Origin of the sequence: Microbacterium sp. DT81.1 (genome assembly GCF_049844955.1) — a bacterium.
In the GTDB taxonomy this organism is placed as follows: Bacteria; Actinomycetota; Actinomycetes; order Actinomycetales; family Microbacteriaceae; genus Microbacterium.
The window spans coordinates 764,839-788,809 of sequence record NZ_JBNCMA010000001.1; the positions used below are offsets into that span (position 1 = coordinate 764,839).

The 23,971-nt window shown below is 68.7% G+C and carries 23 protein-coding genes; 17 read left to right on the top strand and 6 right to left on the bottom strand.

The window, feature by feature from the left end; genetic code table 11:
• Positions 1–11 precede the first annotated feature (11 nt).
• Both ACLQ2Q_RS03555 and ACLQ2Q_RS03560 read left to right on the top strand, forming a co-directional pair.
• Entirely contained in the window at positions 12–656 is a 645-nt protein-coding gene (locus tag ACLQ2Q_RS03555; protein WP_425817997.1) for an NAD(P)H-binding protein, read from the top strand.
• A gap of 7 nt (positions 657–663) precedes the next feature.
• Complete coding sequence (locus ACLQ2Q_RS03560; RefSeq protein ID WP_425817999.1) at positions 664–1,029, top strand: TraR/DksA family transcriptional regulator; 366 nt, start codon at positions 664–666, stop codon at positions 1,027–1,029.
• Between the two features lie 43 nt (positions 1,030–1,072).
• Here the strand turns inward: ACLQ2Q_RS03560 and ACLQ2Q_RS03565 are convergent, their stop codons facing one another.
• Positions 1,073–1,294: a DUF2945 domain-containing protein gene (locus ACLQ2Q_RS03565; RefSeq protein WP_425818001.1), complete on the bottom strand. Its 222-nt coding sequence runs from the start codon at positions 1,292–1,294 to the stop codon at positions 1,073–1,075.
• Between the two features lie 197 nt (positions 1,295–1,491).
• Here ACLQ2Q_RS03565 and ACLQ2Q_RS03570 point away from each other — a divergent pair, with 197 nt between their 5' ends.
• Positions 1,492–1,869 (top strand): hypothetical protein, encoded by a 378-nt coding sequence (locus ACLQ2Q_RS03570; protein WP_425818003.1) that lies wholly within the window; start codon positions 1,492–1,494, stop codon positions 1,867–1,869.
• Entirely contained in the window at positions 1,830–2,870 is a 1,041-nt protein-coding gene (locus ACLQ2Q_RS03575) for a hypothetical protein (protein WP_425818005.1), read from the top strand. Before ACLQ2Q_RS03570 ends, ACLQ2Q_RS03575 begins: the two co-directional genes overlap by 40 nt.
• Before the next feature lie 375 nt (positions 2,871–3,245).
• Here ACLQ2Q_RS03575 and ACLQ2Q_RS03580 read toward each other — a convergent pair whose 3' ends face one another.
• The gene (locus ACLQ2Q_RS03580; protein WP_425818007.1) at positions 3,246–3,551 is read right to left on the bottom strand and encodes an NIPSNAP family protein; all 306 of its coding nucleotides are present in this window, start codon (positions 3,549–3,551) and stop codon (positions 3,246–3,248) included.
• Positions 3,552–3,927: 376 nt separating this feature from the next.
• Here ACLQ2Q_RS03580 and rpsA point away from each other — a divergent pair, with 376 nt between their 5' ends.
• The 6 genes from rpsA to ACLQ2Q_RS03610 all read left to right on the top strand — a co-directional run bounded on the left by rpsA (position 3,928) and on the right by ACLQ2Q_RS03610 (position 10,791).
• Positions 3,928–5,394: a 30S ribosomal protein S1 gene (gene rpsA, locus ACLQ2Q_RS03585; RefSeq protein WP_425818009.1), complete on the top strand. Its 1,467-nt coding sequence runs from the start codon at positions 3,928–3,930 to the stop codon at positions 5,392–5,394.
• Between the two features lie 147 nt (positions 5,395–5,541).
• On the top strand, positions 5,542–6,456 hold the full coding sequence (locus tag ACLQ2Q_RS03590; RefSeq protein ID WP_425818011.1) for an NAD-dependent epimerase/dehydratase family protein: 915 nt from the start codon (positions 5,542–5,544) through the stop codon (positions 6,454–6,456).
• A gap of 101 nt (positions 6,457–6,557) precedes the next feature.
• Positions 6,558–7,106, top strand: a complete 549-nt coding sequence (locus ACLQ2Q_RS03595; protein ID WP_425818013.1) for a GIY-YIG nuclease family protein — start codon at positions 6,558–6,560, stop codon at positions 7,104–7,106.
• 75 nt (positions 7,107–7,181) lie between these two features.
• Entirely contained in the window at positions 7,182–7,952 is a 771-nt protein-coding gene (locus ACLQ2Q_RS03600; protein ID WP_425818015.1) for a hypothetical protein, read from the top strand.
• Positions 7,953–7,978: 26 nt separating this feature from the next.
• Positions 7,979–9,634 carry a sensor histidine kinase gene (locus ACLQ2Q_RS03605; protein WP_425818017.1) on the top strand — a complete coding sequence of 552 codons (1,656 nt, stop codon included), beginning with the start codon at positions 7,979–7,981 and terminating at the stop codon, positions 9,632–9,634.
• Positions 9,634–10,791, top strand: coding sequence for a hypothetical protein (locus ACLQ2Q_RS03610; RefSeq protein WP_425818019.1), 1,158 nt, complete (start codon positions 9,634–9,636; stop codon positions 10,789–10,791). The genes ACLQ2Q_RS03605 and ACLQ2Q_RS03610 overlap by 1 nt, the downstream gene beginning before the upstream one ends.
• A gap of 7 nt (positions 10,792–10,798) precedes the next feature.
• On the opposite strand, the gene ACLQ2Q_RS03615 is transcribed toward ACLQ2Q_RS03610, so the two are convergent.
• The 3 genes from ACLQ2Q_RS03615 to ACLQ2Q_RS03625 are packed head-to-tail and all read right to left on the bottom strand — an operon-like array spanning position 10,799 to position 12,078.
• Positions 10,799–11,668, bottom strand: a complete 870-nt coding sequence (locus ACLQ2Q_RS03615) for a response regulator transcription factor (RefSeq protein WP_425818021.1) — start codon at positions 11,666–11,668, stop codon at positions 10,799–10,801.
• A 9-nt stretch (positions 11,669–11,677) separates the two neighbouring features.
• A complete protein-coding gene (locus ACLQ2Q_RS03620; RefSeq protein ID WP_425818023.1) occupies positions 11,678–11,938 on the bottom strand; it encodes a hypothetical protein in 261 nt (86 codons plus the stop codon).
• On the bottom strand, positions 11,935–12,078 hold the full coding sequence (locus ACLQ2Q_RS03625; RefSeq protein WP_425818025.1) for a hypothetical protein: 144 nt from the start codon (positions 12,076–12,078) through the stop codon (positions 11,935–11,937). The genes ACLQ2Q_RS03620 and ACLQ2Q_RS03625 overlap by 4 nt, the downstream gene beginning before the upstream one ends.
• A gap of 180 nt (positions 12,079–12,258) precedes the next feature.
• On the opposite strand from ACLQ2Q_RS03625, the gene coaE reads away from it, so the two are divergent.
• The 3 genes from coaE (at position 12,259) to uvrB (ending at position 15,725) form a co-directional block, all read left to right on the top strand.
• The gene (gene coaE / locus ACLQ2Q_RS03630; RefSeq protein WP_425818027.1) at positions 12,259–12,867 is read left to right on the top strand and encodes a dephospho-CoA kinase; all 609 of its coding nucleotides are present in this window, start codon (positions 12,259–12,261) and stop codon (positions 12,865–12,867) included.
• 55 nt (positions 12,868–12,922) lie between these two features.
• Positions 12,923–13,579, top strand: coding sequence for a hypothetical protein (locus tag ACLQ2Q_RS03635; protein ID WP_425818029.1), 657 nt, complete (start codon positions 12,923–12,925; stop codon positions 13,577–13,579).
• 64 nt (positions 13,580–13,643) lie between these two features.
• Positions 13,644–15,725: an excinuclease ABC subunit UvrB gene (uvrB, locus tag ACLQ2Q_RS03640; protein ID WP_425818031.1), complete on the top strand. Its 2,082-nt coding sequence runs from the start codon at positions 13,644–13,646 to the stop codon at positions 15,723–15,725.
• 35 nt (positions 15,726–15,760) lie between these two features.
• On the opposite strand, the gene ACLQ2Q_RS03645 is transcribed toward uvrB, so the two are convergent.
• On the bottom strand, positions 15,761–16,000 hold the full coding sequence (locus tag ACLQ2Q_RS03645) for a hypothetical protein (RefSeq protein WP_425818033.1): 240 nt from the start codon (positions 15,998–16,000) through the stop codon (positions 15,761–15,763).
• 45 nt (positions 16,001–16,045) lie between these two features.
• Between ACLQ2Q_RS03645 and ACLQ2Q_RS03650 the strand changes: the two genes are divergently transcribed.
• The 4 genes from ACLQ2Q_RS03650 (at position 16,046) to uvrC (ending at position 23,969) form a co-directional block, all read left to right on the top strand.
• Entirely contained in the window at positions 16,046–16,501 is a 456-nt protein-coding gene (locus ACLQ2Q_RS03650; RefSeq protein WP_425818619.1) for a MarR family winged helix-turn-helix transcriptional regulator, read from the top strand.
• A gap of 128 nt (positions 16,502–16,629) precedes the next feature.
• Positions 16,630–19,026 (top strand): 5'-nucleotidase C-terminal domain-containing protein, encoded by a 2,397-nt coding sequence (locus ACLQ2Q_RS03655; protein ID WP_425818035.1) that lies wholly within the window; start codon positions 16,630–16,632, stop codon positions 19,024–19,026.
• Between the two features lie 138 nt (positions 19,027–19,164).
• Positions 19,165–22,053: an excinuclease ABC subunit UvrA gene (gene uvrA / locus ACLQ2Q_RS03660; RefSeq protein ID WP_425818037.1), complete on the top strand. Its 2,889-nt coding sequence runs from the start codon at positions 19,165–19,167 to the stop codon at positions 22,051–22,053.
• A 2-nt stretch (positions 22,054–22,055) separates the two neighbouring features.
• Positions 22,056–23,969 carry an excinuclease ABC subunit UvrC gene (uvrC, locus tag ACLQ2Q_RS03665; RefSeq protein ID WP_425818039.1) on the top strand — a complete coding sequence of 638 codons (1,914 nt, stop codon included), beginning with the start codon at positions 22,056–22,058 and terminating at the stop codon, positions 23,967–23,969.
• Positions 23,970–23,971 lie beyond the last annotated feature (2 nt).

The window sequence follows — 23,971 nt, forward strand, 5'->3', positions numbered from 1 at the left end:
AAGGGATTCCCATGTCACGCATCCTCATCATCGGCGGCCACGGCAAGGTGGCGCTCCTGCTCGCGCCGCTGCTGGTCGCGCGCGGCGACGACGTGACGAGCGTCATCCGCAATCCCGACCACTCGGACGAGGTCGCCGCGACGGGAGCTGTGCCCCTGGTCGCGGACGTCGAGTCGCTCGATGTCTCGGGCATGGCCGCGCTCTTCGACGGCCACGACGCGATCGTGTGGTCTGCGGGTGCCGGAGGCGGAACGGCGGCACGCACCTACGCCGTCGATCGGGATGCCGCGATCCGCTCGATGGATGCCGCGCTCGCTGCGGGGGTGCGCCGGTACGTGATGGTGTCGTACTTCGGCGCGCGGTCGGATCATGGCGTGCCCGAGGGGAACGGCTTCTACGCGTATGCCGAAGCCAAGGCGGCCGCCGACGAGCAGCTGCGCGCGAGTGGCCTCGACTGGACGATCGTCGCCCCCAGCGCCTTGACGCTGCACGACCCGACCGGTCTCATCGACCCGGACGCCAGCGAATCGGGCGCGGTGAGCAGGGCGGATGTCGCGGCCGTCGTCGCCGCGGCGTTGGCCTCTCCGTCGTCGGTGGGTCGTACGATCCGATTCAACAAGGGCGAGGTGCCCATCGCCGAGGCGCTGGAAAGGTGACCGCCGGGTGGACGATGCGACTCTGAGCGGGTTCGCAGAGCTTCTGCGTGAGCGCCGTGAGGCTGCGGAGCGCACGTTGCTTCGCAACTCGGAGGACGGACGCGATCTGCTGAGCGCGCGGGGCGACGGGACGGCCGACGACGAGCACGACCCGGAAGGATCGACGCTGTCCGGCGAATGGGCGATGCTGGAGGCGCTCCGAGCCGACACCGAGCACGAACTCGCCGAGATCGATGCGGCCCTGCTTCGCCAGCAGTCGGGAACCTACGGCCGCTGCGCCGAATGCGGTCGGGATATCCCGGAGGCCCGACTGCGGGCACGGCCGATGACGAGGACGTGCGTGGCATGCGCCGAGGTGGTCGAGCGGCGGTAGCCGGGCCGGTGCGGAGTTGTGCTGGCCCGTTGCCGGGTGCCCGTTACTTGGAGAGCTTGCGCAGCGCTGACCGCTTGTGCGCCGCTTCGCTGCCGCTCTTCTCCGATCGGATGATGTAGGCGGGATCGTCCTCGGATGCCGTGAAGTGCTGCCCTGCGAACTCGAAGTCCTTCGTGCGCACGGCCGTGATCTCGCCCCGGGTGCGGCCCTGAGAGGTGTTCCAGCTCACGCGATCACCCTTCGCGAGCTTTGCGGATTTCGCCATCGTTCCTCCTGATCATCTGTCGCTCCGATGATCCCCGCGCGTGCCAACGGGCGGAAGCGGCTTGACGCGCGCTCCATCGGGCGGGTAGCGGTCGGGCGGTGGTGGCGCACCGGCGGCCCCGGGTCGCTGCGGAGCCAAGCGAGACGAAGCGAAACGAAGCCCCTGCAAATGTCGGAACCCGATGCCAAGATCAGAACATGTCTTCGAATGACAACCCCGGCCCGCCTCCCGACCCGGTTACGCTGGAAGCGGCGGAAGCCGCGATCCTCGAAACCCTGGTCAGGACGATCGTCGACGCCCGAGCCGGGATCGCGGCGTTCCAGGCCTTCGAGACGCGTGCGCTCGCCGCGGCCGCGGCCCTCGGTGCGGAGCAGATGTCCCGCGTGACGTCGCTTGCGTCGAGAGATCGCGAGATGCCCCTGCGCTCGATTGCGGCCGAGTTGGCCGCTGCCGTGCGCACGAGCGACCGATCCGTCCAGCGACAGCTCAACGACGCAACCCTGCTGGTGGAGAGCTTCCCTCAGACGTTGACCGCATGGGGGAAGGGCGGATCTCCCGAGCCCACGTATCGGTGATCGTGCAGGCAGGGTTCGGCATCGACGACGCCGATGCGAGCGCTGGTTTCGAGGACGAGGTGCTGCGGCGGGCATACGTGGAAACCCCCGGCCGGCTCGGTCCGATCGCGAAGCTGCTCGCCAACCGGGCTCAGCCGCGCACCCTCGAAGCGCGGCACGCCGACGCCCGCGCCGAACGAACCGTTCGGATGAGCGACCTGCCCGACGGAATGGGAGAACTGATCCTGCTTCAGCCATCCGTGCTGATCCACGGGATCTTCGACCGGATCACCCAACAAGCCCAGACGGTCAAAGAGGCACGAACGTCAACAGCCGGGGCGGACACTCCGCTCGAAGCATCGGATCGTCCGGTTGGCTCGGATGGATCCGTCCGAGCGGACGAGGGGCACGCAGCGGATGTGCGCACCATGGATCAGCTTCGAGCGGACATCCTCGCCGACATGCTGCTGACCGGCACTCCGTCGGTCGATGACCCGGATGCCGGAATCGACCTCGGCGCGATCCGAGCGACAGTTCAGGTCACGGTCCCGGTGCTCGCCCTCACCGGCCACGGGTCAGAGCCGGCTGTGCTGGCCGGGTCGGGTCCGATCGATCCGGAGACGGCGCGAAGCCTGGCGGGCGGATGTCCCGGATGGGAACGCGTCATGACACACCCGGTCACCGGGGCCGTCCTCGCCGTTGACCGCTACCGGCCCGGGGAAGACCTGAAACGGCTGCTCCGCGTGCGCGATGAGCACTGCCGGTTTCCCGGATGCCGGATGCCGGCCCACCGGTGCGACCTGGATCACACCCACGACGCCGCCCACGGGGGCGCAACCTCCGACGCCAACCTCGCCCACCTCTGCAAGCGACATCACACGCTCAAGCACGCCACCCCGTGGACCGTGAAACAACGCTCCGGCGGGGTCCTGGAATGGACCAGTCCCACAGGACGCACCTACACCGACACCCCGGAACCCGTCCTCCGCTTCACTGCGAGCAGCGACCCACCGCCGTTCTAGACGTCGATCAACGGAATCAATCGCCCCGTCTCCGTGGGCGAGCTCCGTTGGTGTCGAGGGCGAATCAGCTCAGGCTTCGAGGGAGCGAGAGCTCCAGATCCCACGCGGGAAGGCTCGAGGCCTCAAGCTGGAGCCTCCTTGAAGTCAAGCGCGAGTTCCTACGTCCACGGCGCGCGGTCGGTTGAACTCACTCGACGAGAGACGAACTCACTCGACGAGAGGAGAGACGAATTCACTCGACGACGAGAGGAGAGATGAATTCACTCGAAGAGAGGAGAGACGAACTCACTCGAAGAGAGGAGAGACGAACTCACTCGACGAGAGGAGAGACGAACTCACTCGAAGAGAGACGAACTCACTCGAAGAGAGACGAACTCACTCGAAGAGAGGAGAGACGAAACGACGCTCGTAGCGACGGATGCAGCGTGTCTCGGCGGCGAAGCGATACGCCTCCATGCACTCGGGGTCGGTTGCGGCGCGCAGGCGGTACTGCTCGTACTCCGCGAGCGACGGGAACGTGAACAGCGCGAACGCCTCGTCGCTGTCACCTTCGCTGGGCAGGAAGTACCCGTGGTGCTGGCCGCCCAGGCGGTTCACGAGACGGATCCACCGCCTGCCGTACTCCTCGAAGTCGCTCAGCTTGTCGGCATCGATCTCATACCGGAGGTGCACCGTGATCACGGGTTGCTCGATTCTGATGTCAGTGGGTGTGCGGGAATGCGATCTGGAGCCGGAACCCGCGCTCGCGACCTAGGCGGCAACGTTATCCTCGTGCAGATCGAGAACGAGAACGCCGCCCATGGCTCCGACAAGCGGGTCCCGGCGACCCCTCATCCATCGCGGGCATGACTCTATCCGAGCCGTAATGCGGGCTCGGGCATAATGCGGCCGCCCAAGGCGTTCTGATACCCTGAAGTGTCATGCGTATGGCTTCATTGCCGTGCGCTCGCGACACTCGCAATCAAATCCACTCGCTTCGGTTCGAAGCATCCGTTCGCCTCGGCGTGCGGACGCCGACCGTGGCCCGATATCCAACCCAACAAGGACAACCCACTACATGACTATCGCAACGACCGCCCCGGCCACCAAGCAGGTCGCCATCAATGACATCGGATCTGCTGAGGACTTCCTGGCCGCGGTCGAACTGACCCTCAAGTTCTTCAACGACGGCGACCTCATCGAAGGAACCGTCGTGAAGATCGACCGCGACGAGGTCCTCCTCGACGTCGGGTACAAGACCGAGGGCGTCATCCCCTCGCGCGAGCTCTCCATCAAGCACGACGTCGACCCCAACGAGGTCGTCAAGGTCGGCGACGCCGTCGAGGCCCTCGTTCTCCAGAAGGAGGACAAGGAAGGCCGTCTGATCCTGTCGAAGAAGCGCGCACAGTACGAGCGCGCATGGGGCGACGTGGAGAAGATCAAGGAGAACGACGGAGTCGTCACCGGTTCGGTCATCGAGGTCGTCAAGGGCGGCCTCATCGTCGACATCGGTCTCCGCGGCTTCCTTCCGGCCTCGCTCATCGAGCTGCGCCGCGTCCGCGACCTCACCCCGTACCTCGGCCAGGAGATCGAGGCCAAGATCCTCGAGCTCGACAAGAACCGCAACAACGTCGTCCTGAGCCGCCGCGCGCTGCTCGAGCAGACGCAGTCGGAGTCGCGCACCACGTTCCTGAACAACCTGCACAAGGGTCAGGTCCGCAAGGGTGTCGTGTCGTCGATCGTCAACTTCGGCGCGTTCGTCGACCTGGGCGGAGTGGACGGCCTCGTGCACGTCTCCGAGCTCTCGTGGAAGCACATCGAGCACGCCTCCGAGGTCGTCGAGGTCGGTCAGGAAGTCACCGTCGAGATCCTCGAGGTCGACCTGGACCGTGAGCGCGTGTCGCTCTCGCTCAAGGCGACCCAGGAGGACCCGTGGCAGGTCTTCGCCCGCACCCACGCGATCGGGCAGGTCACCCCGGGCAAGGTCACGAAGCTCGTCCCGTTCGGCGCGTTCGTCCGCGTCGCGGACGGCATCGAGGGCCTCGTGCACATCTCGGAGCTCTCCGGCAAGCACGTCGAGCTCGCCGAGCAGGTCGTGTCGGTCGGCGAAGAGGTCTTCGTCAAGGTCATCGACATCGACCTCGAGCGTCGCCGCATCTCGCTCTCGCTCAAGCAGGCGAACGAGTCGGTCGACCCCAACGGCACCGAGTTCGACCCGGCCCTGTACGGCATGGTCACCGAGTACGACGAGAACGGCGAGTACAAGTACCCCGAGGGGTTCGACGTCGAGACTCAGGCGTGGAAGGAAGGCTCCGACGCCGAACGCGAGCAGTGGGAGCAGGAGTACGCCGCTGCCCAGGGTCGCTGGGAGCAGCACAAGGCTGCTGTCGCCAAGACCCTCGAGGCCGAGGCCGCCGGGTTCGCCCCGGTCGAGGCCAGCTCCTCGGGCTCGTCCTTCTCGAGCGACTCGAACGGCGCGGGCACGCTCGCGGATGACGAGGCCCTGGCCGCGCTCCGCGAAAAGCTCTCGGGTGGAAACGCGTAGCGTTTCTTCCCCCAGCACACGCTGAACCAAAGGGCCGTCACCTCCGGGTGGCGGCCCTTTCGCGTGCGCGCGAAAACCCGTGCACGATCGGTCACGGACTCGTAACATCGGCACCAGGGGCAATCGGAGGGGTCTGGGGGGTTCGAGATGCGGGTACTCCTGGCCGGCGCGACCGGCACGTTCGGCGGCCCGCTCGTGCGCGAGCTGGTCGGGGCCGGGCACGAGGTCGTCGGCGTCGGACGATCGGAGCGCGGTGCCGAGCGGCTGCGCGGGCTCGGTGCGACGCCGATCCTGGTCGACGTGATGGACAGGGAAGCGCTGCTCGACGCCGTCCGCGGAGAGAGGTTCGATGCCGTCATCCATGAGATGACCGCGCTGAAGAAGCCCCCGACGAGTCACGGTGATATGCGGGCCACGAACGCCCTGCGCATCGACGGCACCGCGCACCTGCTCGATGCCGCTCGCGCGACGGGGGCGACACGCTTCGTGACCCAGTCGATCGTTTTCGGCTATGGCTATCGCGATCACGGGACGCGGCCGCTGACCGAGGACGACCCCTTCGCCGTTCCATATGGCAACGCGTTCGACGAGCACCTCGCGGCGATGCTGTCGACAGAGAAGCAGGTGACGACCGCGCAGGGCATCCACGGCATCGCCCTGCGCTATGGCCTGTTCTACGGCGCCGACATCGATCAGATGGCCAAGATGCTGCGACGCCGCATGCTACCGGTCGTCCGAGACGGCGGCGAGATTCCGTTCGTCCACCATGCGGATGCCGCGACCGCGACCCTCGCGGCGCTCGAGCGGGGCGACCCGGGCTCCGTCTACAACATCGTCGATGACACTCCGGCGACGTTCCGGGACCTGATCGCGCAGGTGGCGGCCGCGAAGGGCGCTCCCGCACCGCTCATGGTTCCGCGGTGGCTCCTGGGGACGGCGGCACCGTACGGGGCATCCCTCTTCGCCGGCATCTCGATGCGCGTCTCCAACGAGCGCGCTGCCACCCGCCTGGGCTGGCGACCGCGCTATCCGTCGGTGCGGGAAGGTGTCGCCGCGAGTTGACTCCCCGATTGGGGGAGGCCACGCGTACCATGCGACGAAAGCGCCGGGTTCCGGCGAAACCGATCGCAGCGGCCGGACTGCTCGAGTGAAGGGACGGTCGCATGGCGCAGGCATGCTCGGTGGGGAACTGCGCCGGACCCGTGCCGGCCGACGCCCCGGTTCCGCTCTGCGAGCGGCACCTCGCGGTTGCCGGCGACTGGGCCGAGCGGGAGTACGGCGTCGTGGACGTGCTGCCCGCAGCGTGCCGGCTGTGCGGCTCGACCCTCGGACGACGGTACCCGTCCGGGTGGGTGTGCGCCGTGTGCGAGTGGCGCTACGGAGAGGTCGTCGACGCTGAACTTCCGCTGCCCCGAGTGGACGTCGTGTACTACCTGCGATACGCCGATCGGGTGAAGATCGGCACGACCGCCAACCCTCGGCAGCGGTTCGCGGCGATCTGGCACGACGATCTTCTCGCCCTCGAGCGCGGGGACAGGCGGCTCGAGCACCGTCGGCACGTGCAGTTCGCCGCAGAGCGCTTCGGGACGACGGAATGGTTCCGCCTCTCGGACGCGATCCGCGCGCACATCGCCTTGCTCGGGGGCGGGATCGAGGACCCGTGGGATGTCTACGCCCGGTGGTGCGCCGAGGCGCTCGCACTGCGCGGTTAGAAGTGTGCGTCATTTCCAGCATCCTCGAAGGCAGCGCCCCTACCCTGGTGAGCCCACGAGAGTACGGAGGACGTCATGGGTTTCCTGGATCGCCTGTTCGGAACCGAGCAGCCGCGGCAGCAGCCGCCCGTGCCGCAGTACGGGCAGGACCCCTACGCCGCTCCTGTCAGCACGGGTCGCCCAGGCATGACGCCACCGCCGGCGGGACCGCCGGCGGGCGCGCCGGCTGAGGACGGCGGCACCCCCCGCACCGAGGACGAGCTGGCGATCGAGCGCTACCGCTATCTGCTCCGCACGGCTCCGCCGGAGACGATCGAGCAGGTGCACGCCGAGGCCTTCGGCAGGCTCACGGAGCAGCAGCGGCAGCAGGTGCTCGCCGATCTCTCGACCGGGCTCTCCCCGTTCGAGCAGCCGCGCAGCACCGATCCTCAGGCGCTCGCCCGCGCGGCGACCCGCGCGGAGTATATGAACCCGGGCTTCATGGAGCGCACCCTGGGTAACACCCAGGGCACCGGCCGATCCGGCCCGGGCTTCGGCTCGATGGTGGGCGGTTCGCTGCTCGGCACGGTCGCGGGTTACGTGATCGGCTCGGCGATCGTGAGCTCGTTCATGGGCCCGTCGATGTACGACCAGGGCTATGAAGACGGCTCCGCGGATGCCGGGGCAGACGGTTCCGGCGATGCGGGCGCCGACGCGTCGGGTGACGCGGGAGCCGACGCGGGCAGCGCGGACGCCGGCAGCGCCGACGGAGGTGGCTTCGACGGCGGCGGATTCGACGGTGGCGGATTCGATGGCGGTGGCTTCGACGCCGGCGGAATGGACTTCGGCGGGTTCGACGGCTTCTAGCCGCACCCCGCGATAGCGTCGCCCTCATGGCGGCGGATTCGACGCGGTGGCGCACCGGGCCCCGCGGCGACCGCACGCTGGAGCGCTCCAACGCGCTGAACCAGCTTCTGCTGGGCGCCGTGGTGCTCGTCGCCGCGCTGCTGGTCCTGCTGACGGGCCCGCCCGCCGACCTCGGTCTGCTTCTGGCGGGGCTGGTGCTCGTCTTCCTGATCTCGGGCCTGGCCCTCGCGGTGCCGTGGAACAGGTTGTCGCCCCTCTGGGGTGCGCTGCTGCCGATCGCCGACATCATTGCGATCATCATCCTCCGCGAGGCGAGTCCGACATCGGGGTTCGCGCTCCTCTGGGTGTTCCCGGCCACCTGGCTCGCCGGCTCCTTCGGGCTTCCCGGCCTTGCCTTCGGGAGCGTCTCCATCAGCGCCATCTACTGGATCATCGTGGGCACCGACCCGGATGAGGCGTTCGGTCCCGCTGCGTTCCTGATTCCGCTGACCATCGTCGCGGTCTCGACCACGGCCTACCTCAGCTCGCGGCGCGCCACGGCCCAGCGCTCGCTCCTCGACAAGCAGGCGCGTCTGCTCGCCCGCACGGTGGAGCGGGTGCAGCGCCAGGAGGACGCCGTGACCGAGGTGCTGGATGCCGTGGACTTCGGCGTCATCCGCATCGCTGCCGACGGATCGCTCTCGGTGACCAACGAAGCTCACGCCCGCCTTCAACAGGCGGCCGCGCCGCGAGGACAGACCGCGGCGTCGTCACGCCGGGCGGTGTACTCCTCGGACGGCATCTCGCCCATCGATCCGCAGAGCGAGCCGCTCGCCCGCGCACGCAGGGGAGAGGCGTTCGAGAGCGAGCTGGTCTGGTACGGCGCTCCCGGCGAGCGCCGCCGCGCCCTGGGCATCACCTCCCGGCGGCTGCACGACGCGGAGGGGAAGGATGTCGGGGGCCTGGTCGTCTCACGCGACGTCACTGCGGAGGTGACCGCGCTCCGGGCGCGGGATGACCTCGTCGCCTCGGTGTCCCACGAGCTGCGCACGCCGCTGACCTCGATCCTCGGCTACATCGAACTCGTGCTGGACGGCGAGGACCTCTCCCCGTCGGCGCGGAGGCAGCTCGGAATCGCCGAACGCAACGCGACCCGCCTGCTCGACATCGTGGCCGACATCCTGACCGCCTCTGCCGACCCCCGCGCCGGCGTGGAGCTGTCGGTGCACCAGAGCGAGGAGTCGCTGGACGCGGTCGTGCGTGCCGCCGTCGAAGCGGCCGCCCCGCGTGCCGCCGAGCGGCGCATCGCGATCGACGCCTCCGGAATCGAGCCGACGACCGCGTACATCGATCCGCACCGGGTGCGCCAGGTGGTCGACAACCTGCTCTCGAACGCCGTCAAGTACGGCCGCGATGGCGGCAGCGTCGCCGTCGGAGTCACGAGCGATGTCGACCACGCCTGGCTCGCGGTGCGCGACGACGGCCCTGGCATCTCGCCGGAGGAGGTGCCGCGCCTCTTCGAGCGGTTCTTCCGCTCCGATGCCGTGCGCAACACCTCGACGTACGGGAGCGGGCTCGGGCTGAGTATCAGTCGCGACATCGTGCGGTCGCACGGGGGCGAGATCACCGTGCAGAGCACACCGGGGGACGGTTCGACATTCATCGCGCGTCTGCCGAGACGCGCACCAGGAGGAGAAGCCTGATGCTGCAGCCGTTCACGGTATCCGTGATGACCGCCCTGGTGCTGATGGTGGCGGGAGCGGTCTTCGTGATCGAGACGCTGCTGCGCAAGGACGAGGGCGCGGGCCGTGTCTGGGCGCTCGCCTTCCTCGCCGGGATGCTGACGACCGTCGCGTACCTGGTGTGGGGGGTGTCTCCCCGCACCTGGTGGGCGGTCGCGGTCGGAAATGGATCGTTCGTCGCCGGCACGGGACTGCTCTGGCTCGGATCCCGGCGGTTCAACGAGCGGCCGATGATGGTGCCGTCGCTGGTGGTGGGCGCCGCGTCGCTCGCGGCCTCGATCGCCGTCGTGATCGACGGTCCGGATGGCGGCGATTGGGCCGGGGCGATCGTGATGTTCGTGGGGATCGCGGCCTTCGCCGTGGCGGGGACGGTCGAGACGGTCACGGGGGAGATGGGGCGCAACCGCAACGCCGCCGGTCTCGCGCTCGTGCTAGGACTCCAAGCGGCGTATTACATCGTCCGCTCTTTCGTCTTCATCGCCTTCGGACCGGAGAGCTGGCTGTTCGAGCGCTGGTTCAACACGATCGTCACGAGCCTGCTCACCGTGACGCTCACCATCGTGGCCGTCGTGACGACGTCGGTGCTGCGCGCCGGAAAGGCCCAGCTGCCGGGGCGCCCCCAGACGACGGTACTGGGCATGGCGCGCGATGGGGTGCTGCTGTCCGACGCGTTCCAGCGGGTGCTCGCCGATCGCACCGCGCACGCCCGGCGCAACGGGGAGCTGATGGGCGTCATCTCGACCCGGCTGGACGACCTCGCCCAACTCTCGACGGCGTTCGGCTCGGCCGAGGCCCAGCAGGTGCAGCGGGCCTGGCGCGCGTCCGCCGTGCGCTTCGCGCCGACGAGCGCGTTCGTCGGCGATGACGGCGAAGGGGGCGTGGCGATCGGCGTGCACCCGACGTCCCAGGCGGATGCCCGCCGCATGGCGACGCGGGTGAGCGCCGGAATGTCCGAGGCCCTTGCGGCACTGGGCACGAGCGTCGTCCCGGTGCTCGGGGTGGGCGTCGCGCTGACCGACACGGTGGGGTACGACCCGGGAAAGCTGGTCGACGCGGCGAGAGATGCCTCCGCCCGCGCATCCGACAGCGACGACGCCGGCGTGATCGTCGCCGGGTGAACTCGGCTCACCCTGCCGTGAGCCGGTAGCCGACGCCGCGCACCGTCTCGATCCAGCGCGGTCGGGCCGGTGACTCACCGAGCTTGCGCCTGAGGTTCGCGACATGCACCTCGATCGCCCGCGCGTCGTGTTCGCTGACGAAGCCGGAACCGGTGCCGCGGTCGCCCCGCAGCAGAAGCGCGAGTTCGGCCTTGCTGACGACCCGCCCGCGAGCGTCCAGGAGGTCTCCCACGATGTCGAACTCGCTGCGCGTCAGCTCGACATCCCCTCCGTCCACGGTGACCAGGCGCCGCCCCGGGTGCAGACGCAGACCGCGATGCTCGAGCCATCCCGCCGCGGCCGGCTCAGCCGATGCGGGGGAGGCCGCCGGCGCGGAGGCCGCTCCGTTCTCCGCACCGGAGACATCCATCGCCCGCGGCCGGCGGAGCATGGCTTCGATGCGCGCACGCAGCTCCCGCGGTCGGAAGGGCTTGGTGACGTAGTCGTCGGCGCCGGATTGCAGGCCCTGCAGCGTGTCGATCTCGTCCGCACGCGCGGTGAGCATGATGAGGTACGTGTGGCTGAAGGCGCGGATGCGCTTGGCCGTCTCGAATCCGTCCATCCCCGGCATGCTGACGTCGAGGGTCGTGACGATGGGATCGTGCCGGCGGACCAGTTCGATGCCGTCGAGTCCGGAACCGGCGGTGTGCACCACGAAACCCGCCTGCTCCAGCACGTCCGCCAGGAGCGAGCGGATGTCGGGCTCGTCCTCGATGATCACGGCCACACGCGGGTACTGCATGGATGGACCTCCCGGATCATCCAGCACTCCGATCGGAGCTACGGAGACATCCGCGATGATATCGCGGAAGACCCGCTTGAATGCTTCCCCCGGCATACCCGCGTCCTATCCGCCCGACACCGCAGGTGACGCGGCCGCCGGGGAGGAGCCCACCCCCAGGAACGCTCCTCCCACGACGGCCGCTCTGCCGACGGCGCCGATGCCCCGGCGACCGGGGAACCCGGTGAACCGCGGCAACACCACCGCCGGCGTCCCCACGCGCAGCGGGGCGGTCCCCCGACCGCCCCGCTGCGCCGCCCGCATCCACACATCGCGCCAGGGCATGCGGCCCCGCGCGCCGGAGGATTCCTTGTCGACGCCCGTCACGGACGATCCCCTGCTGGGTGACGCCCGCGTGCGCACGCGGGGCCGTCTTCCCACCAGTCGACGGCCCTGACCGCGGCGAACGCGATCTGCAGCGAGACGATCCAGAGGGCGTCGGCGGCGACGGGACGCAGGTTGCGCATCTCTGGTGTCCTTCTGTTGTTCCGCGCACGGGATCCGGGGGATCCGGCACGGCTGGGCGACCGCCCCACGGGTGAGGGCGCGGCGATCACACGATACGTGCGCGTGCTCAGTCATCGCTCAACCGCCGCTCAGGCGATCCTCAGGGGCTCCTTTGCCTTTGCCCGTGGCATGCTCGGTGCATGCCCCTCATCGCACTCACCGGCGGCATCGCGTCCGGAAAATCGACCATCGCGCGACGGCTCGCAGAGCACGGCGCGGTGGTCGTCGACGCCGACGCCATCGTCCGTGATGTGCAGCGACCGGGGTCGTTCGTGCTCGATGCGATCGCCGCGGAGTTCGGGCCGACGCTCATCGCGGGCGATGGTTCGCTCGATCGCGCCGCCCTCGGCGCCATGGTCTTCGGCGACCCGGACGCGCTGCGCCGGCTGAATGCCATCGTGCACCCCGCCGTCCGCCGGGAGTCCCAGCGCCGCTTCGACGAGGCGCTCGCGAAGGATGCGGATGCGGTCGTCGTGTACGACGTGCCGCTTCTGGTCGAAGCGCGGGTCGATGACCGGTGGGATCTGATCGTCGTGGCGCACGCGCCCGCCGACGTGCGGCAGGCGCGGCTCGTCCAAGAGCGCGGGATGGACTCGGCATCCGCCCGCGCGCGCATCGCCTCGCAGGTGCCGGACGAGAAGCGCCTGGAGATCGCGGACGTCGTCATCGACACCACCGGAACCCTCGAGAGCACCGCGCAGCAGGTGGATGCGCTGTGGGAGCGTCTGCGGCCGGGGCACTCGGGCTGACCTGGTCGGATGTCGGAAGGGCCGGTATCCTGGGCAGGGACGACGGAGGTGCGACGTGGGGGTTTCCGACCGGTTCCGGCGCAGGAAGAAGGCGCCGTACGAGGCGCTGTCCGATGAAGAGCGGATGTCTCGCTACCTCTACCTGCTCAACACGCTTCCCCCGTCCGTCATAGAGCGGGCTCACGAGTCGGCGTTCCGGGATGTTCCGCTCGCCCGCCGGCAGGAGATGTTCGAACAGCTGCGGCCCTTCATGTCCGAGGAGGAGCAGAAGCAGGCGGCGGAGCCGGAGCTGCTGGCGCGCCTGGTGCGCCGCGCGGAAGAGCGGCGGGCGCAGTCGGCCGAGTCGGCATCCGGAACGGAGCAGGAGCGCGAGCCGGCGAGGACCACGACCCAGCTCGCAGCCCCCGAGTTCTTGACTCAGAACGGCCTGATGGCGCTGGTGGCGTATAACTTCCTCCTCAGCTCGGCCGTGACCTCGTACTTCACCGTCGGCGCCGGTTCGCTCGGACTCGCCGGCGAACCCGACTGGGTCGGCGACATGGCGGGCGGCGGTGTCGACGGCGGTGGCGGCGTGGGCGGCGGCTTCGACGGCGGGGGCGGCGGGATCGACGGCGGCGGCGGTATGGACAGCGGCGGCTTCGGGGGCGGCGGATTCGACTTCGGAGGTGGCTTCGGCGGCGGGTTCGACGGCGGCGGCGGCGGCTTCGGATAGTCCCCGCCGTGCGCCCCGGGCGAACCCCGGCCCGCGTGTCGGAGGCCCCGCCTAGGCTGGAATCATGCAGACTACGCGCAGCGTCCGGCCGTTCGAGGTCGTCAGCGAATACGTCCCGAGCGGGGATCAGCCACAGGCGATCGCCGACCTCGCGCAGCGCATCAACGCCGGGGAGACGGATGTCGTCCTGCTCGGCGCGACCGGAACCGGAAAGTCCGCCACGACGGCGTGGCTGATCGAGCAGGTCCAGCGCCCGACGCTCGTGCTCGCGCACAACAAGACCCTGGCGGCCCAGCTGGCGAACGAGTTCCGCGAACTGATGCCCCACAACGCCGTCGAGTACTTCGTGTCCTACTACGACTATTACCAGCCCGAGGCCTACGTTCCGCAGACCGACACCTTCATCGAGAAGGACTCCTCGGTCAACGCCGAGGTCGAGCGCCTGCGGCACTCGACGACCAACTCGCTGCTGAGCCGGCGCGACGTCGTCGTGGTCTCGACCGTCTCGTGCATCTACGGCCTCGGTGCCCCGGAGGAGTACCTGCGGGCGATGGTCGCGCTGCAGGTGGGGGAGCAGTACGACCGCGACGCGCTCATCCGGCGGTTCATCTCGATGCAGTACAACCGCAACGACGTCGACTTCTCGCGCGGCAATTTCCGCGTCCGGGGCGACACCATCGAGATCATCCCGGTCTACGAGGAGTACGCGATCCGCATAGAGCTCTTCGGCGACGAGATCGAGGCGCTCTACATGCTGCATCCCCTCACCGGAGACGTCGTCCAGCGCATGGATTCCGTGCCGATCTTCCCGGCGTCGCACTACGTCGCGGGCACCGACAAGATGCAGCGCGCCATCGGCACGATCGAGACCGAGCTCGAGCAGCGTCTCAAGGAGCTCGAGAGCCAGGGCAAGCTGCTCGAGGCCCAGCGGCTGCGCATGCGCACCTCCTTCGACCTCGAGATGATGCAGCAGCTCGGGTTCTGCTCCGGCATCGAGAACTACTCACGGCACATCGACGGGCGCCTGCCGGGCGAGGCGCCGCACTGCCTGCTCGACTTCTTCCCCGACGACTTCCTGGTGGTCATCGACGAGTCCCACGCGACGGTGCCGCAGATCGGGGCGATGTACGAGGGGGATGCCTCGCGCAAGCGCACCCTGGTGGAGCACGGCTTCCGGCTCCCGAGTGCGATGGACAATCGGCCGCTGCGGTGGGACGAGTTCAAGAACCGCGTCGGCCAGACCGTCTACCTGTCGGCAACGCCCGGCCGCTACGAGATGGGCATCGCCGACGGGGTGGTCGAGCAGATCATCCGACCGACCGGCCTCGTCGATCCTCAGATCGTGGTCAAGCCGTCGAAGGGCCAGATCGACGACCTCCTCGAGGAGATCCGCAAGCGCGCGGCGCAGGACGAGCGGGTGCTCGTGACGACGCTCACCAAGAAGATGGCGGAGGAGCTCACCGACTTCCTGGGTGAGCACGGCGTGCGGGTGCGGTATCTGCACTCGGATGTCGACACCCTTCGGCGCGTCGAGCTGCTGACCGAGCTGCGCGCCGGTGTCTACGACGTGCTCGTCGGCATCAACCTCCTCCGAGAGGGCCTCGACCTGCCGGAGGTGTCGCTCGTGTCCATCCTGGATGCCGACAAGGAGGGCTTCCTCCGGAGCGGAACGTCGCTGATCCAGACGATCGGCCGCGCCGCGCGAAACGTGTCCGGTGAAGTGCACATGTACGCCGACAAGGTGACCGACTCGATGAAGGCGGCGATCGAGGAGACCGATCGGCGCCGCGACAAGCAGATCGCGTACAACCTCGAGAACGGGATCGATCCGACGCCGCTCCGCAAGCGCATCGCCGACATCACCGAGGTGCTCGCGCGTGAGGGCGCCGACACGGCCGAGATGCTGTCGAAGCGCACCTCGGCGAAGCTGAAGTCGGGCAAGGGCAAGTCCCCGACACCCGGGCTCCGGCGCACCGGTATCGCGGCCGAAGGGGCCGACCAGCTGGAGGCGACGATCGCCGACCTCAGCGGGCAGATGCTCGCGGCCGCGGCGGAATTGAAGTTCGAGCTCGCAGCCCGGCTTCGGGACGAGGTCCAGGACATGAAACGCGACCTGCGGCAGATGGAGAAGGCCGGGCACGCCTGACCCCTGGGCGGTGACTGCTCATGGGCGGTGACTGCTCAGGGGCAGTGCATGAGGGGTTTCGGACCCGAGCGGTCGAAGGTGTGCTCCGTCATGCGCGCCCCGCAGAGGGGACAGGATCGTTCGGCCCGCTCGGCCACGGTGGGCGGGGGCGTGGTCTCATAGGGACCCACCGCGGCAGGACCCGCCATGCGGATGAGCTTCGCGTTGGCCCACAGGTACCAGCCGCCCGCCGCCCGAACCCGGGTGCGCAACGGCTGCTTCTCGTCCTTGGTCATATGCTTAGTGTACTAAACATTTGTGCGCGATAGGATGCGGTCATGATGACGGACGACCTCCTGGCGCTGGAGAATCAGCTCTGCTTCGCGCTCGTCACCGCGGCACGCAACGTCGTGTCGCTCTACCGGCCGGTCCTCGAGCCGCTCGGCCTGACGCACCCGCAGTATCTCGTGATGCTCGCACTGTGGGAGCAGTCCCCGCGGTCGCTGGGCGAGCTGGCGGATGAGCTGGCGATGGAGCCCGCCACGCTGTCACCCCTCGTCAAGAGGCTCGAGGCCCAGGGCCGCGTGGTGCGATCGCGTCGCGCCGACGACGAGCGCGTCCTCGACATCGCCCTCACGGAGGAAGGGCGCGCGCTGCGCACCCGAGCACTCGAGGTGCCGCGCCAGATCATGGCGCGCACCGGGATGGACGTGGCGGAGCTCTCGGCGCTTCGCGACGGGCTTGCTCCGTTCTCCGGCGGACGCACCCGAACGCACGCCGCGTCATCCATTTCCTGACGATTGCGTGAACTGCTTGCCGGGAATGCTTGCGAATTCTCAGGAAGTTCCTAGGCTCGGAAACGGTGAGTCGGTTCCAACCGGCATGCCGCGACCCCAACCCGCCGGTCACGAAGAGGAACCCACACATGCGAGCTCGGTCATATCCCGGCCACACGCCCACCCCACGGCGGTTCGCCGCCCTGACAGCCGTCACGATCGCGGCGCTCGGCGCGAGCACACTCGCCGCCGCCCCCGCCTATGCTGCGCCGACCGAGGTGCAGATCCTCGCCACCAATGACTTCCACGGCCGGCTCGCCGCTGACGGAGCGCAGGCAGGCGCAGCAGTGCTCGCCGGCGCCGTGCAGCAGCTGCGCGCCGCAAACCCGAACACGGTCTTCGCGGCGGCGGGCGACCTCATCGGGGCCTCGACCTTCGATTCGTTCATCCAGCAGGACAAGCCGACGATCGACGCACTCAACGCCGCGGGCCTCGAGGTGTCAGCGGTCGGAAACCACGAGCTCGACCAGGGCTACTCCGACCTCGTCGACCGCGTGATGGCACCGTATGACCCGGTGAGCAACCCCTACGGCGGCGCGCAGTGGCAGTACATCGCCGCGAACCTCAAGGTGCGCGCGACCGGTGACGACGCGGTGCCCGCCACCTGGATCAAGGAGTTCGGCGACGTCCAGGTCGGCTTCGTCGGCGCTGTGACCGAAGAGCTTCCCGCACTCGTCAGCCCCGCCGGGATCGCCGACATCCGGGTCGACCCCATCGTCGAGTCCGTCAACACGGAGGCGGCCGCGCTCGTCGCCGAAGGAGCCGACCTCGTTGTGATGCTCGTGCACGAAGGGGCCCCGTCGACGGACTGCACCACGATGGACGACTCCGGCACCTGGGCCGGCATCATCAACAACGTTTCGCCGGACGTCGACGCGATCGTGTCGGGCCACACTCACCTCGCCTACAACTGCTCCTTCCCTGTTCAGGCCTGGGTCGATGAAAGTCGCGCCGTCACGGACCGCCCGGTCGTCTCAGCCGGCCAGTACGGGACGAACCTCAACCAGCTCGTCTACACCGTCGACGGCGCCAGCGGAGACGTGTCGGCGAAGTCGCAGGCGCTCCTCCCGCTCGTCACCACCCCGGCCTACCCGGCCGACCCAGCCGTCGCGGCGCTCGTGAAGAAGGCGGAGACCGACGGGGACGTGCTCGGCGCGGTTCCCCTCGGCGAGATAGGCGGTGCCTTCAACCGCGCAAGGCTCGGCGACGGGCTGACGGACTACCGCGGAGGAGAGTCGACTCTCGGGAACCTCGTCGCGGAGGTTCATCAGTGGGCGACCGAACAGCCGGAATCCGGTGCGGCCGAGATCGCGTTCATGAACCCCGGCGGGATGCGAGCCGACATGGTCGGCACCGATCCGGGCAACGGAGCGTTCCCGCGCACCGTCACGTACGAGGACGCAGCCCTGGTGCAGCCGTTCGCCAACACGCTGGTGAACATGCAGCTCACGGGCGAGCAGATCAAGACCGCGCTCGAGCAGCAGTGGCAGCGCGACGCGTTCAACGTGGTGCCGACGCGTCCGTTCCTTCGTCTCGGGGTTTCGGAGGGCTTCGAGTACACGTACACCCAGGAGATCGTGACCGAGGTCCCGATCGACAACCCGGCGACGCCCGCGGTGGATGAGTCACTCACCCCCTACCAGGCGCCGCAGGGCACCGTGACGGGGATGTGGCTCAACGATCAGCCGATCGACCTCGCCGGGACCTACTCGGTGACCGTGAACTCGTTCCTCGCCAGCGGCGGTGACAACTTCGGCGGGTTCGTCGCCGGAGCGGGCAAGCGCGACACGGGCAAGGTCGACCTCGCCGCGATGGTGGACTACCTCGACACCTTCGCCTCGACGACGCCGCTCCCCGTCGACTACGAGCAGCACGCCGTGGAGGTCGCCTTCCCGGATGCCGCACCCGCCGCGTACGCGCCCGGATCGACGGTGGACTTCGATGTCAGGTCCTGGACGATGACGAACCCGACCGACGTCAAGGACACGGAAGTCGTCGTTTCGCTGGGCGATGAGGTGCTCGGTGCGTTCCCGCTCGACAACACGATCGGAACCGAGCTGTACGACAACTACGGCACGACGTCCGTCTCGGTGCAGCTGCCCGCGGACGTCCCGGCGGGCGCTGCTCAGCTCCTGCTCACGGGCGCGGCCACCGGCACCTCGATCATCGTGCCGATCGAGGTGTTCGAGAAGGCGGACTCGTACACGCTGGCCTGGCCGAGCAAGGTGGTCGCCAAGAAGGGGACCACCGTGGAGTACACCGTGCGGGTCGCCGCAGAAGGCGATGCGGTGCCGACGGGTGTCGTCACGATCCATGACCGCTGGAAGGAGATCGCGACGGTGACCCTGACCGAGGCCGACAACGGGCGGGTCACGATCACGCTGCCGACGCTCAACCGGGGGCTGCACCTGCTGTGGGCCGAGTACGAGGGCAGCGACCTCGTGACGGGGTCGCAGGCACCGAGGGTGCCGCTGGTCGTATGGTGACGCGCGGCTGAGCGAGGACGGCCAACGGATGCCGCGGGGCAGAGGCCCCGCGGCATCCGTCGTCCCCTCATGCGGGACCTTCGCCCTCCGCGAACGCTTCCCGGGCTCGATGTCGGAGGCCCCGCCTACACTTGATGGGTGCCCATCGTCCCCGTCGCCAGCTCCGGAAAACTCAGTGTTCGCGGTGCCCGCGTCCACAATCTGAAGAACGTCGACATCGACATCCCCCGTGATTCGCTGGTGGTCTTCACCGGTCTGAGCGGTTCCGGAAAGTCGAGCCTTGCGTTCGACACGATCTTCGCCGAGGGCCAGCGCCGCTACGTGGAATCGCTCAGCGCCTACGCCCGGCAGTTCCTCGGCCAGGTGGATCGGCCGGATGTGGACTTCATCGAGGGCCTCAGCCCTGCCGTGTCCATCGATCAGAAGTCGACGAACCGCAATCCGCGATCGACCGTCGGCACGATCACGGAGATCTACGACTACATGCGCCTGCTCTGGGCGCGCATCGGCGTGCCGCACTGCCCGGAGTGCGGCGAGATCATCCAGCGGCAGACCGTCCAGCAGATCGCCGACCAGCTGATGGAGCTGCCGACGCGCACGCGGTACCAGATCGTGGCGCCCATCGTCAGCCAGAAGAAGGGCGAGTTCGTCGACCTCTTCCGGGAGCTCGGGGCGAAGGGCTATTCCCGGGCGATCGTGGACGGCGAGCTCATCCAGCTCGCCGAACCGCCGGTGCTGAAGAAGAGCTACAAGCACGACATCGCGGTCGTGGTCGACCGCCTGGTGGCCAGCGACGACATCCTCAGTCGCGTCACGGACTCCGTCGAGACCGCCCTCGGGCTGGCCGGGGGAGTCATGCAGGTGAACTTCGTCGATGAGGAAGGGGATGCCGCCTGGCAGAGCTTCTCGGAGAAGCTGGCATGCCCGAACGGCCACCCGCTGCAGCTCACCGAGATCGAGCCACGCACCTTCTCGTTCAACGCCCCGTTCGGGGCATGCCCCGCGTGCTCGGGTCTGGGCACACGGATGTCGGTGGACGTCGACCTCATGCTCGGCGATGACGCTCTCTCCATCCGCGAGGGCGTGCTGATCCCATGGACCACCCAGGGCAAGGGTCTCTTCCAGTACTACGAGCGACTGCTCGAGGGCCTCGCGCGCGACCTCGACTTCTCGCTCGACACACCGTGGAGGGACCTGCGCGAGGAGGTCCAGGACGCGGTGCTGCGGGGCGAGGACTACAAGGTCACCGTGCGGTGGAAGAACCGCTACGGGCGCGAGATGCGCTACGCCTCGGGCTTCGAAGGCGTCGTCCCCTACATCGAGCGGCAGTACCTGCAGGCCGAGACCGACACGCAGCGCGTGCGCTGGTCGGACTACCTGCGTGAGGTGCCGTGTCCCGTGTGCAACGGCGACCGCCTCAAGCCCGAGGTGCTCGCGGTGATGGTGCACGGGCACTCCATCGCCGAGGCATCCAGACTCAGCCTCGGCGAAGCGCGCAACTACTTCGCGCAGCTGCAGCTGACCGATCGCGAGGCCACGATCGCGGCGCAGGTCCTGCGCGAGATCCGCGTACGGCTCGACTTCCTCATCCAGGTCGGGCTCAACTACCTGAGCCTCAGCCGCCACGCGGCCACGCTCTCCGGCGGTGAGGCGCAGCGCATCCGCCTGGCGACCCAGATCGGCTCCGGACTCACCGGCGTGCTCTACGTGCTCGACGAGCCGTCGATCGGTCTGCATCAGCGCGACAACCGCCGGCTGATCGAGACCCTCGTCACCCTCCGCGACCTCGGGAACACGCTGATCGTGGTGGAGCACGACGAAGAGACGATCCACGCGGCGGACTGGGTCGTCGACATCGGCCCCGGCGCGGGCGTGAACGGCGGCGCGGTGGTGCACTCCGGTCCGTATGAGGCGCTGATCGCCGAGCCGAAGTCCCTGACCGGCGACTACCTCTCCGGCCGCCGCGAGATCCCGACCCCGAAGAAGCGCCGCCGCATCGACCGGTCGCGGATGATCTCCGTCGTCGGCGCGCGCGAGAACAACCTCAAGAACGTCACCGCCGACTTCCCGCTCGGCGTGCTCACGGCGGTCACGGGCGTCAGCGGCTCGGGCAAGTCGACGCTTGTCAACGGCATCCTGTACGAGGTTCTCGCCACCAGGCTCAACGGCGCGCGGCGCGTCGCAGGCAAGCACACGCGGGTCACCGGACTCGACAACCTCGACAAGGTCGTGCACGTCGACCAGGCTCCGATCGGCCGAACGCCACGGTCGAACCCGGCCACCTACACGGGGGTCTTCGACCGCATCCGCACGCTCTTCAGCGAGACGCCCGAGGCGAAGGTGCGGGGCTACCAGCCCGGCCGCTTCAGCTTCAACGTCAAGGGCGGCCGGTGCGAGGCCTGCTCGGGCGACGGCACGATCAAGATCGAGATGAACTTCCTGCCCGACGTCTACGTCGACTGCGAGGTGTGCCACGGCAAGCGGTACAACCGGGACACCCTCGCTGTGCACTACAAGGGCAAGAACATCGCCGAAGTCCTCGAGATGCCGATCGCCGAGGCGGCGGAGTTCTTCGAGCCGATCCAGGCGATCCACCGTTTCCTGCGCACCCTCGTCGACGTCGGCCTCGGCTACGTGCGACTCGGGCAGTCCGCGACGACGCTCTCCGGCGGTGAGGCGCAACGCGTCAAGCTCGCGACCGAGCTGCAGCGCCGGAGCAACGGGCGCAGCATCTACGTGCTCGACGAGCCGACCACCGGTCTGCACTTCGAGGACGTTCGCAAGCTGCTCGAGGTGCTGAATGGTCTCGTCGACAAGGGGAACACGGTCATCGTCATCGAGCACAACCTCGACGTGATCAAGTCATCGGACTGGATCATCGACCTCGGGCCCGAGGGCGGCTCCGGCGGCGGCGAGATCATCGCGACCGGCACCCCGGAGAAGGTGGCCCAGGCCGAGGGAAGCTTCACCGGCGAGTTCCTCGCGGAGGTGCTCGACGCACCCGCTCCGCGCCGCAAGGCCGGCTGAGCGTGGTCACCACCGAGCGCCTGTCACAGCTGTCCTACCGCCCCAAAGCAGGCGAGATCCCCACCAATCCCGGCGTCTACCGCTTCCGTGACGCGGCAGGTCGTGTGCTCTACGTCGGCAAGGCGAAGAACCTGCGCGCTCGCCTGTCGAACTACTTCGCACCGCCGCACACACTGCACGAGCGCACCCGCCGCATGGTGACGACCGCGGCATCGGTCGAGTGGACCGTCGTCGCCAGCGACGTCGACTCGCTGCAGCTCGAGTACATGTGGATCAAGGAGTTCGATCCGCCGTTCAACGTCCGCTACCGCGACGACAAGTCGTACCCCTTCATGGCCATCACGCTCGCCGATGAGGCCCCTCGCGTCATCGTGACCCGCAACCGCCGCATCCCCGGAGCCAAGTACTTCGGCCCCTACCCGAAGGTCTGGGCGGTGCACGACACCATCGACCAGATGATCAAGGTCTTCCCGATCCGCACGTGCAGCGACTCGAGCTACAAGAAGGCGATGCAGACGGGACGCCCCTGCTTTCCCGGTCAGATCGGGCGCTGCGGCGGGCCATGCTCCGGGCGCGCCACGATCGAGGAGCACCGGGCGATCGTCGACGACTTCGTCGCCTTCATGTCCGGAGGCGATGAGCGGTTCAAGAAGGACCTGACCGCCAAGATGCGGGCGGCCGCCGCGGCGATGGACTACGAATCCGCTGCCGTGTACCGCGACCGGCTGGTGGCGATCGACGCGGTGCTCTCCCGGAGCGCACTCGTGCTGGGGGAGGATGTCGACGCCGATCTGTTCGGCATCGCAGAAGACGAGCTCTCGGCGGCGGTGCAGCACTTCGTGATCCGCGGCGGCCGGGTGCGCGGTGTACGCGCGACGACCATCGACAAGGAGCTCGACATCGAGGGCGGCGACCTGGTCGACCAAGTGCTCCAGCGCGCCTACGGTGACGCGGCGGCCACCGACATCCCGCGGCGCGTGCTGGTGCCGGCCCTGCCGGACGACGCCACCGAGCTCGAGGAATGGCTCCGGCTGCGGCGGGAGCGGCCCGTCACGATCCAGGTTGCGCAGCGAGGGCAGAAGGCCGAACTCATGCGCACGGCCACCCTCAACGCGCAGCAGGCGCTGATGCTGCACAAGACGCGGCGCACCAGCGACTACGTCGCCCGCACGCAGGCCCTCACCGACCTGCAGGAGGCGCTCGGCCTCGCCGAGGCGCCGCTGCGCATCGAGTGCTACGACGTCTCCCATCTCGGTGGGACGAACGTCGTGGCGTCCATGGTGGTGTTCGAGGACGGACTGCCCCGCAAGGATCAGTACCGGTCGTTCTCGATCCCCGAGACGACGGATGACACGGACTCGATCCACCAGGTGCTGACCCGCCGCCTCGCCTACCTCGACCGTCCGGAGGAGGCCGAGGAGCCGGTTCCCGACGTCACCGGCGACGAGCCCGTCGCGGCGACCCGCAAGCGTCCGCGCTTCGCCTACCCGCCGCAGCTGCTCGTCGTCGACGGCGGTCGTCCGCAGGTCGAGGCCGCCGCGCGCGCCCTCGCCGATGCCGGGCACGACGAGATCGCCCTCTGCGGCATCGCCAAGCGCCTGGAGGAGGTGTGGATGCCGGGGGACGAGTACCCCGTCATCCTGCCCCGCACGAGTGAGGCGCTCTACCTGCTGCAAAGACTGCGCGACGAGGCGCACCGCTTCGCGATCTCGCACCAGCGCCGCCGCCGCAAGCGGGACATCACGAGCGTCCTCACCGAGATCCCGGGGTTGGGCGAGGCCCGCATCAAGGCGCTGCTCCGCCACTTCGGCTCGGTCACCGCGCTGAAGGCGGCGACGCCTGAGGAGATCGCGCAGCTGCCGGGCGTCGGTCCCAAGCTCGCGGCGTCCATCCACTCGCACCTCGCGACACCGTAGGC

Coding starts and splice junctions, on each gene's coding strand:
- uvrB (WP_425818031.1), top strand. CDS start 13,644: ATGCAGACTACGCGCAGCGTCCGGCCGTTCGAGGTCGTCAGCGAATAC.
- rpsA (WP_425818009.1), top strand. CDS start 3,928: ATGACTATCGCAACGACCGCCCCGGCCACCAAGCAGGTCGCCATCAAT.
- ACLQ2Q_RS03555 (WP_425817997.1), top strand. CDS start 12: ATGTCACGCATCCTCATCATCGGCGGCCACGGCAAGGTGGCGCTCCTG.
- ACLQ2Q_RS03610 (WP_425818019.1), top strand. CDS start 9,634: ATGCTGCAGCCGTTCACGGTATCCGTGATGACCGCCCTGGTGCTGATG.
- ACLQ2Q_RS03645 (WP_425818033.1), bottom strand. CDS start 16,000: ATGACCAAGGACGAGAAGCAGCCGTTGCGCACCCGGGTTCGGGCGGCG.
- ACLQ2Q_RS03570 (WP_425818003.1), top strand. CDS start 1,492: ATGTCTTCGAATGACAACCCCGGCCCGCCTCCCGACCCGGTTACGCTG.
- ACLQ2Q_RS03655 (WP_425818035.1), top strand. CDS start 16,630: ATGCGAGCTCGGTCATATCCCGGCCACACGCCCACCCCACGGCGGTTC.
- ACLQ2Q_RS03565 (WP_425818001.1), bottom strand. CDS start 1,294: ATGGCGAAATCCGCAAAGCTCGCGAAGGGTGATCGCGTGAGCTGGAAC.
- ACLQ2Q_RS03600 (WP_425818015.1), top strand. CDS start 7,182: ATGGGTTTCCTGGATCGCCTGTTCGGAACCGAGCAGCCGCGGCAGCAG.
- ACLQ2Q_RS03595 (WP_425818013.1), top strand. CDS start 6,558: ATGGCGCAGGCATGCTCGGTGGGGAACTGCGCCGGACCCGTGCCGGCC.
- ACLQ2Q_RS03650 (WP_425818619.1), top strand. CDS start 16,046: ATGACGGACGACCTCCTGGCGCTGGAGAATCAGCTCTGCTTCGCGCTC.
- coaE (WP_425818027.1), top strand. CDS start 12,259: ATGCCCCTCATCGCACTCACCGGCGGCATCGCGTCCGGAAAATCGACC.
- ACLQ2Q_RS03615 (WP_425818021.1), bottom strand. CDS start 11,668: ATGCCGGGGGAAGCATTCAAGCGGGTCTTCCGCGATATCATCGCGGAT.
- ACLQ2Q_RS03590 (WP_425818011.1), top strand. CDS start 5,542: ATGCGGGTACTCCTGGCCGGCGCGACCGGCACGTTCGGCGGCCCGCTC.
- ACLQ2Q_RS03575 (WP_425818005.1), top strand. CDS start 1,830: ATGGGGGAAGGGCGGATCTCCCGAGCCCACGTATCGGTGATCGTGCAG.
- ACLQ2Q_RS03625 (WP_425818025.1), bottom strand. CDS start 12,078: ATGCGCAACCTGCGTCCCGTCGCCGCCGACGCCCTCTGGATCGTCTCG.
- ACLQ2Q_RS03605 (WP_425818017.1), top strand. CDS start 7,979: ATGGCGGCGGATTCGACGCGGTGGCGCACCGGGCCCCGCGGCGACCGC.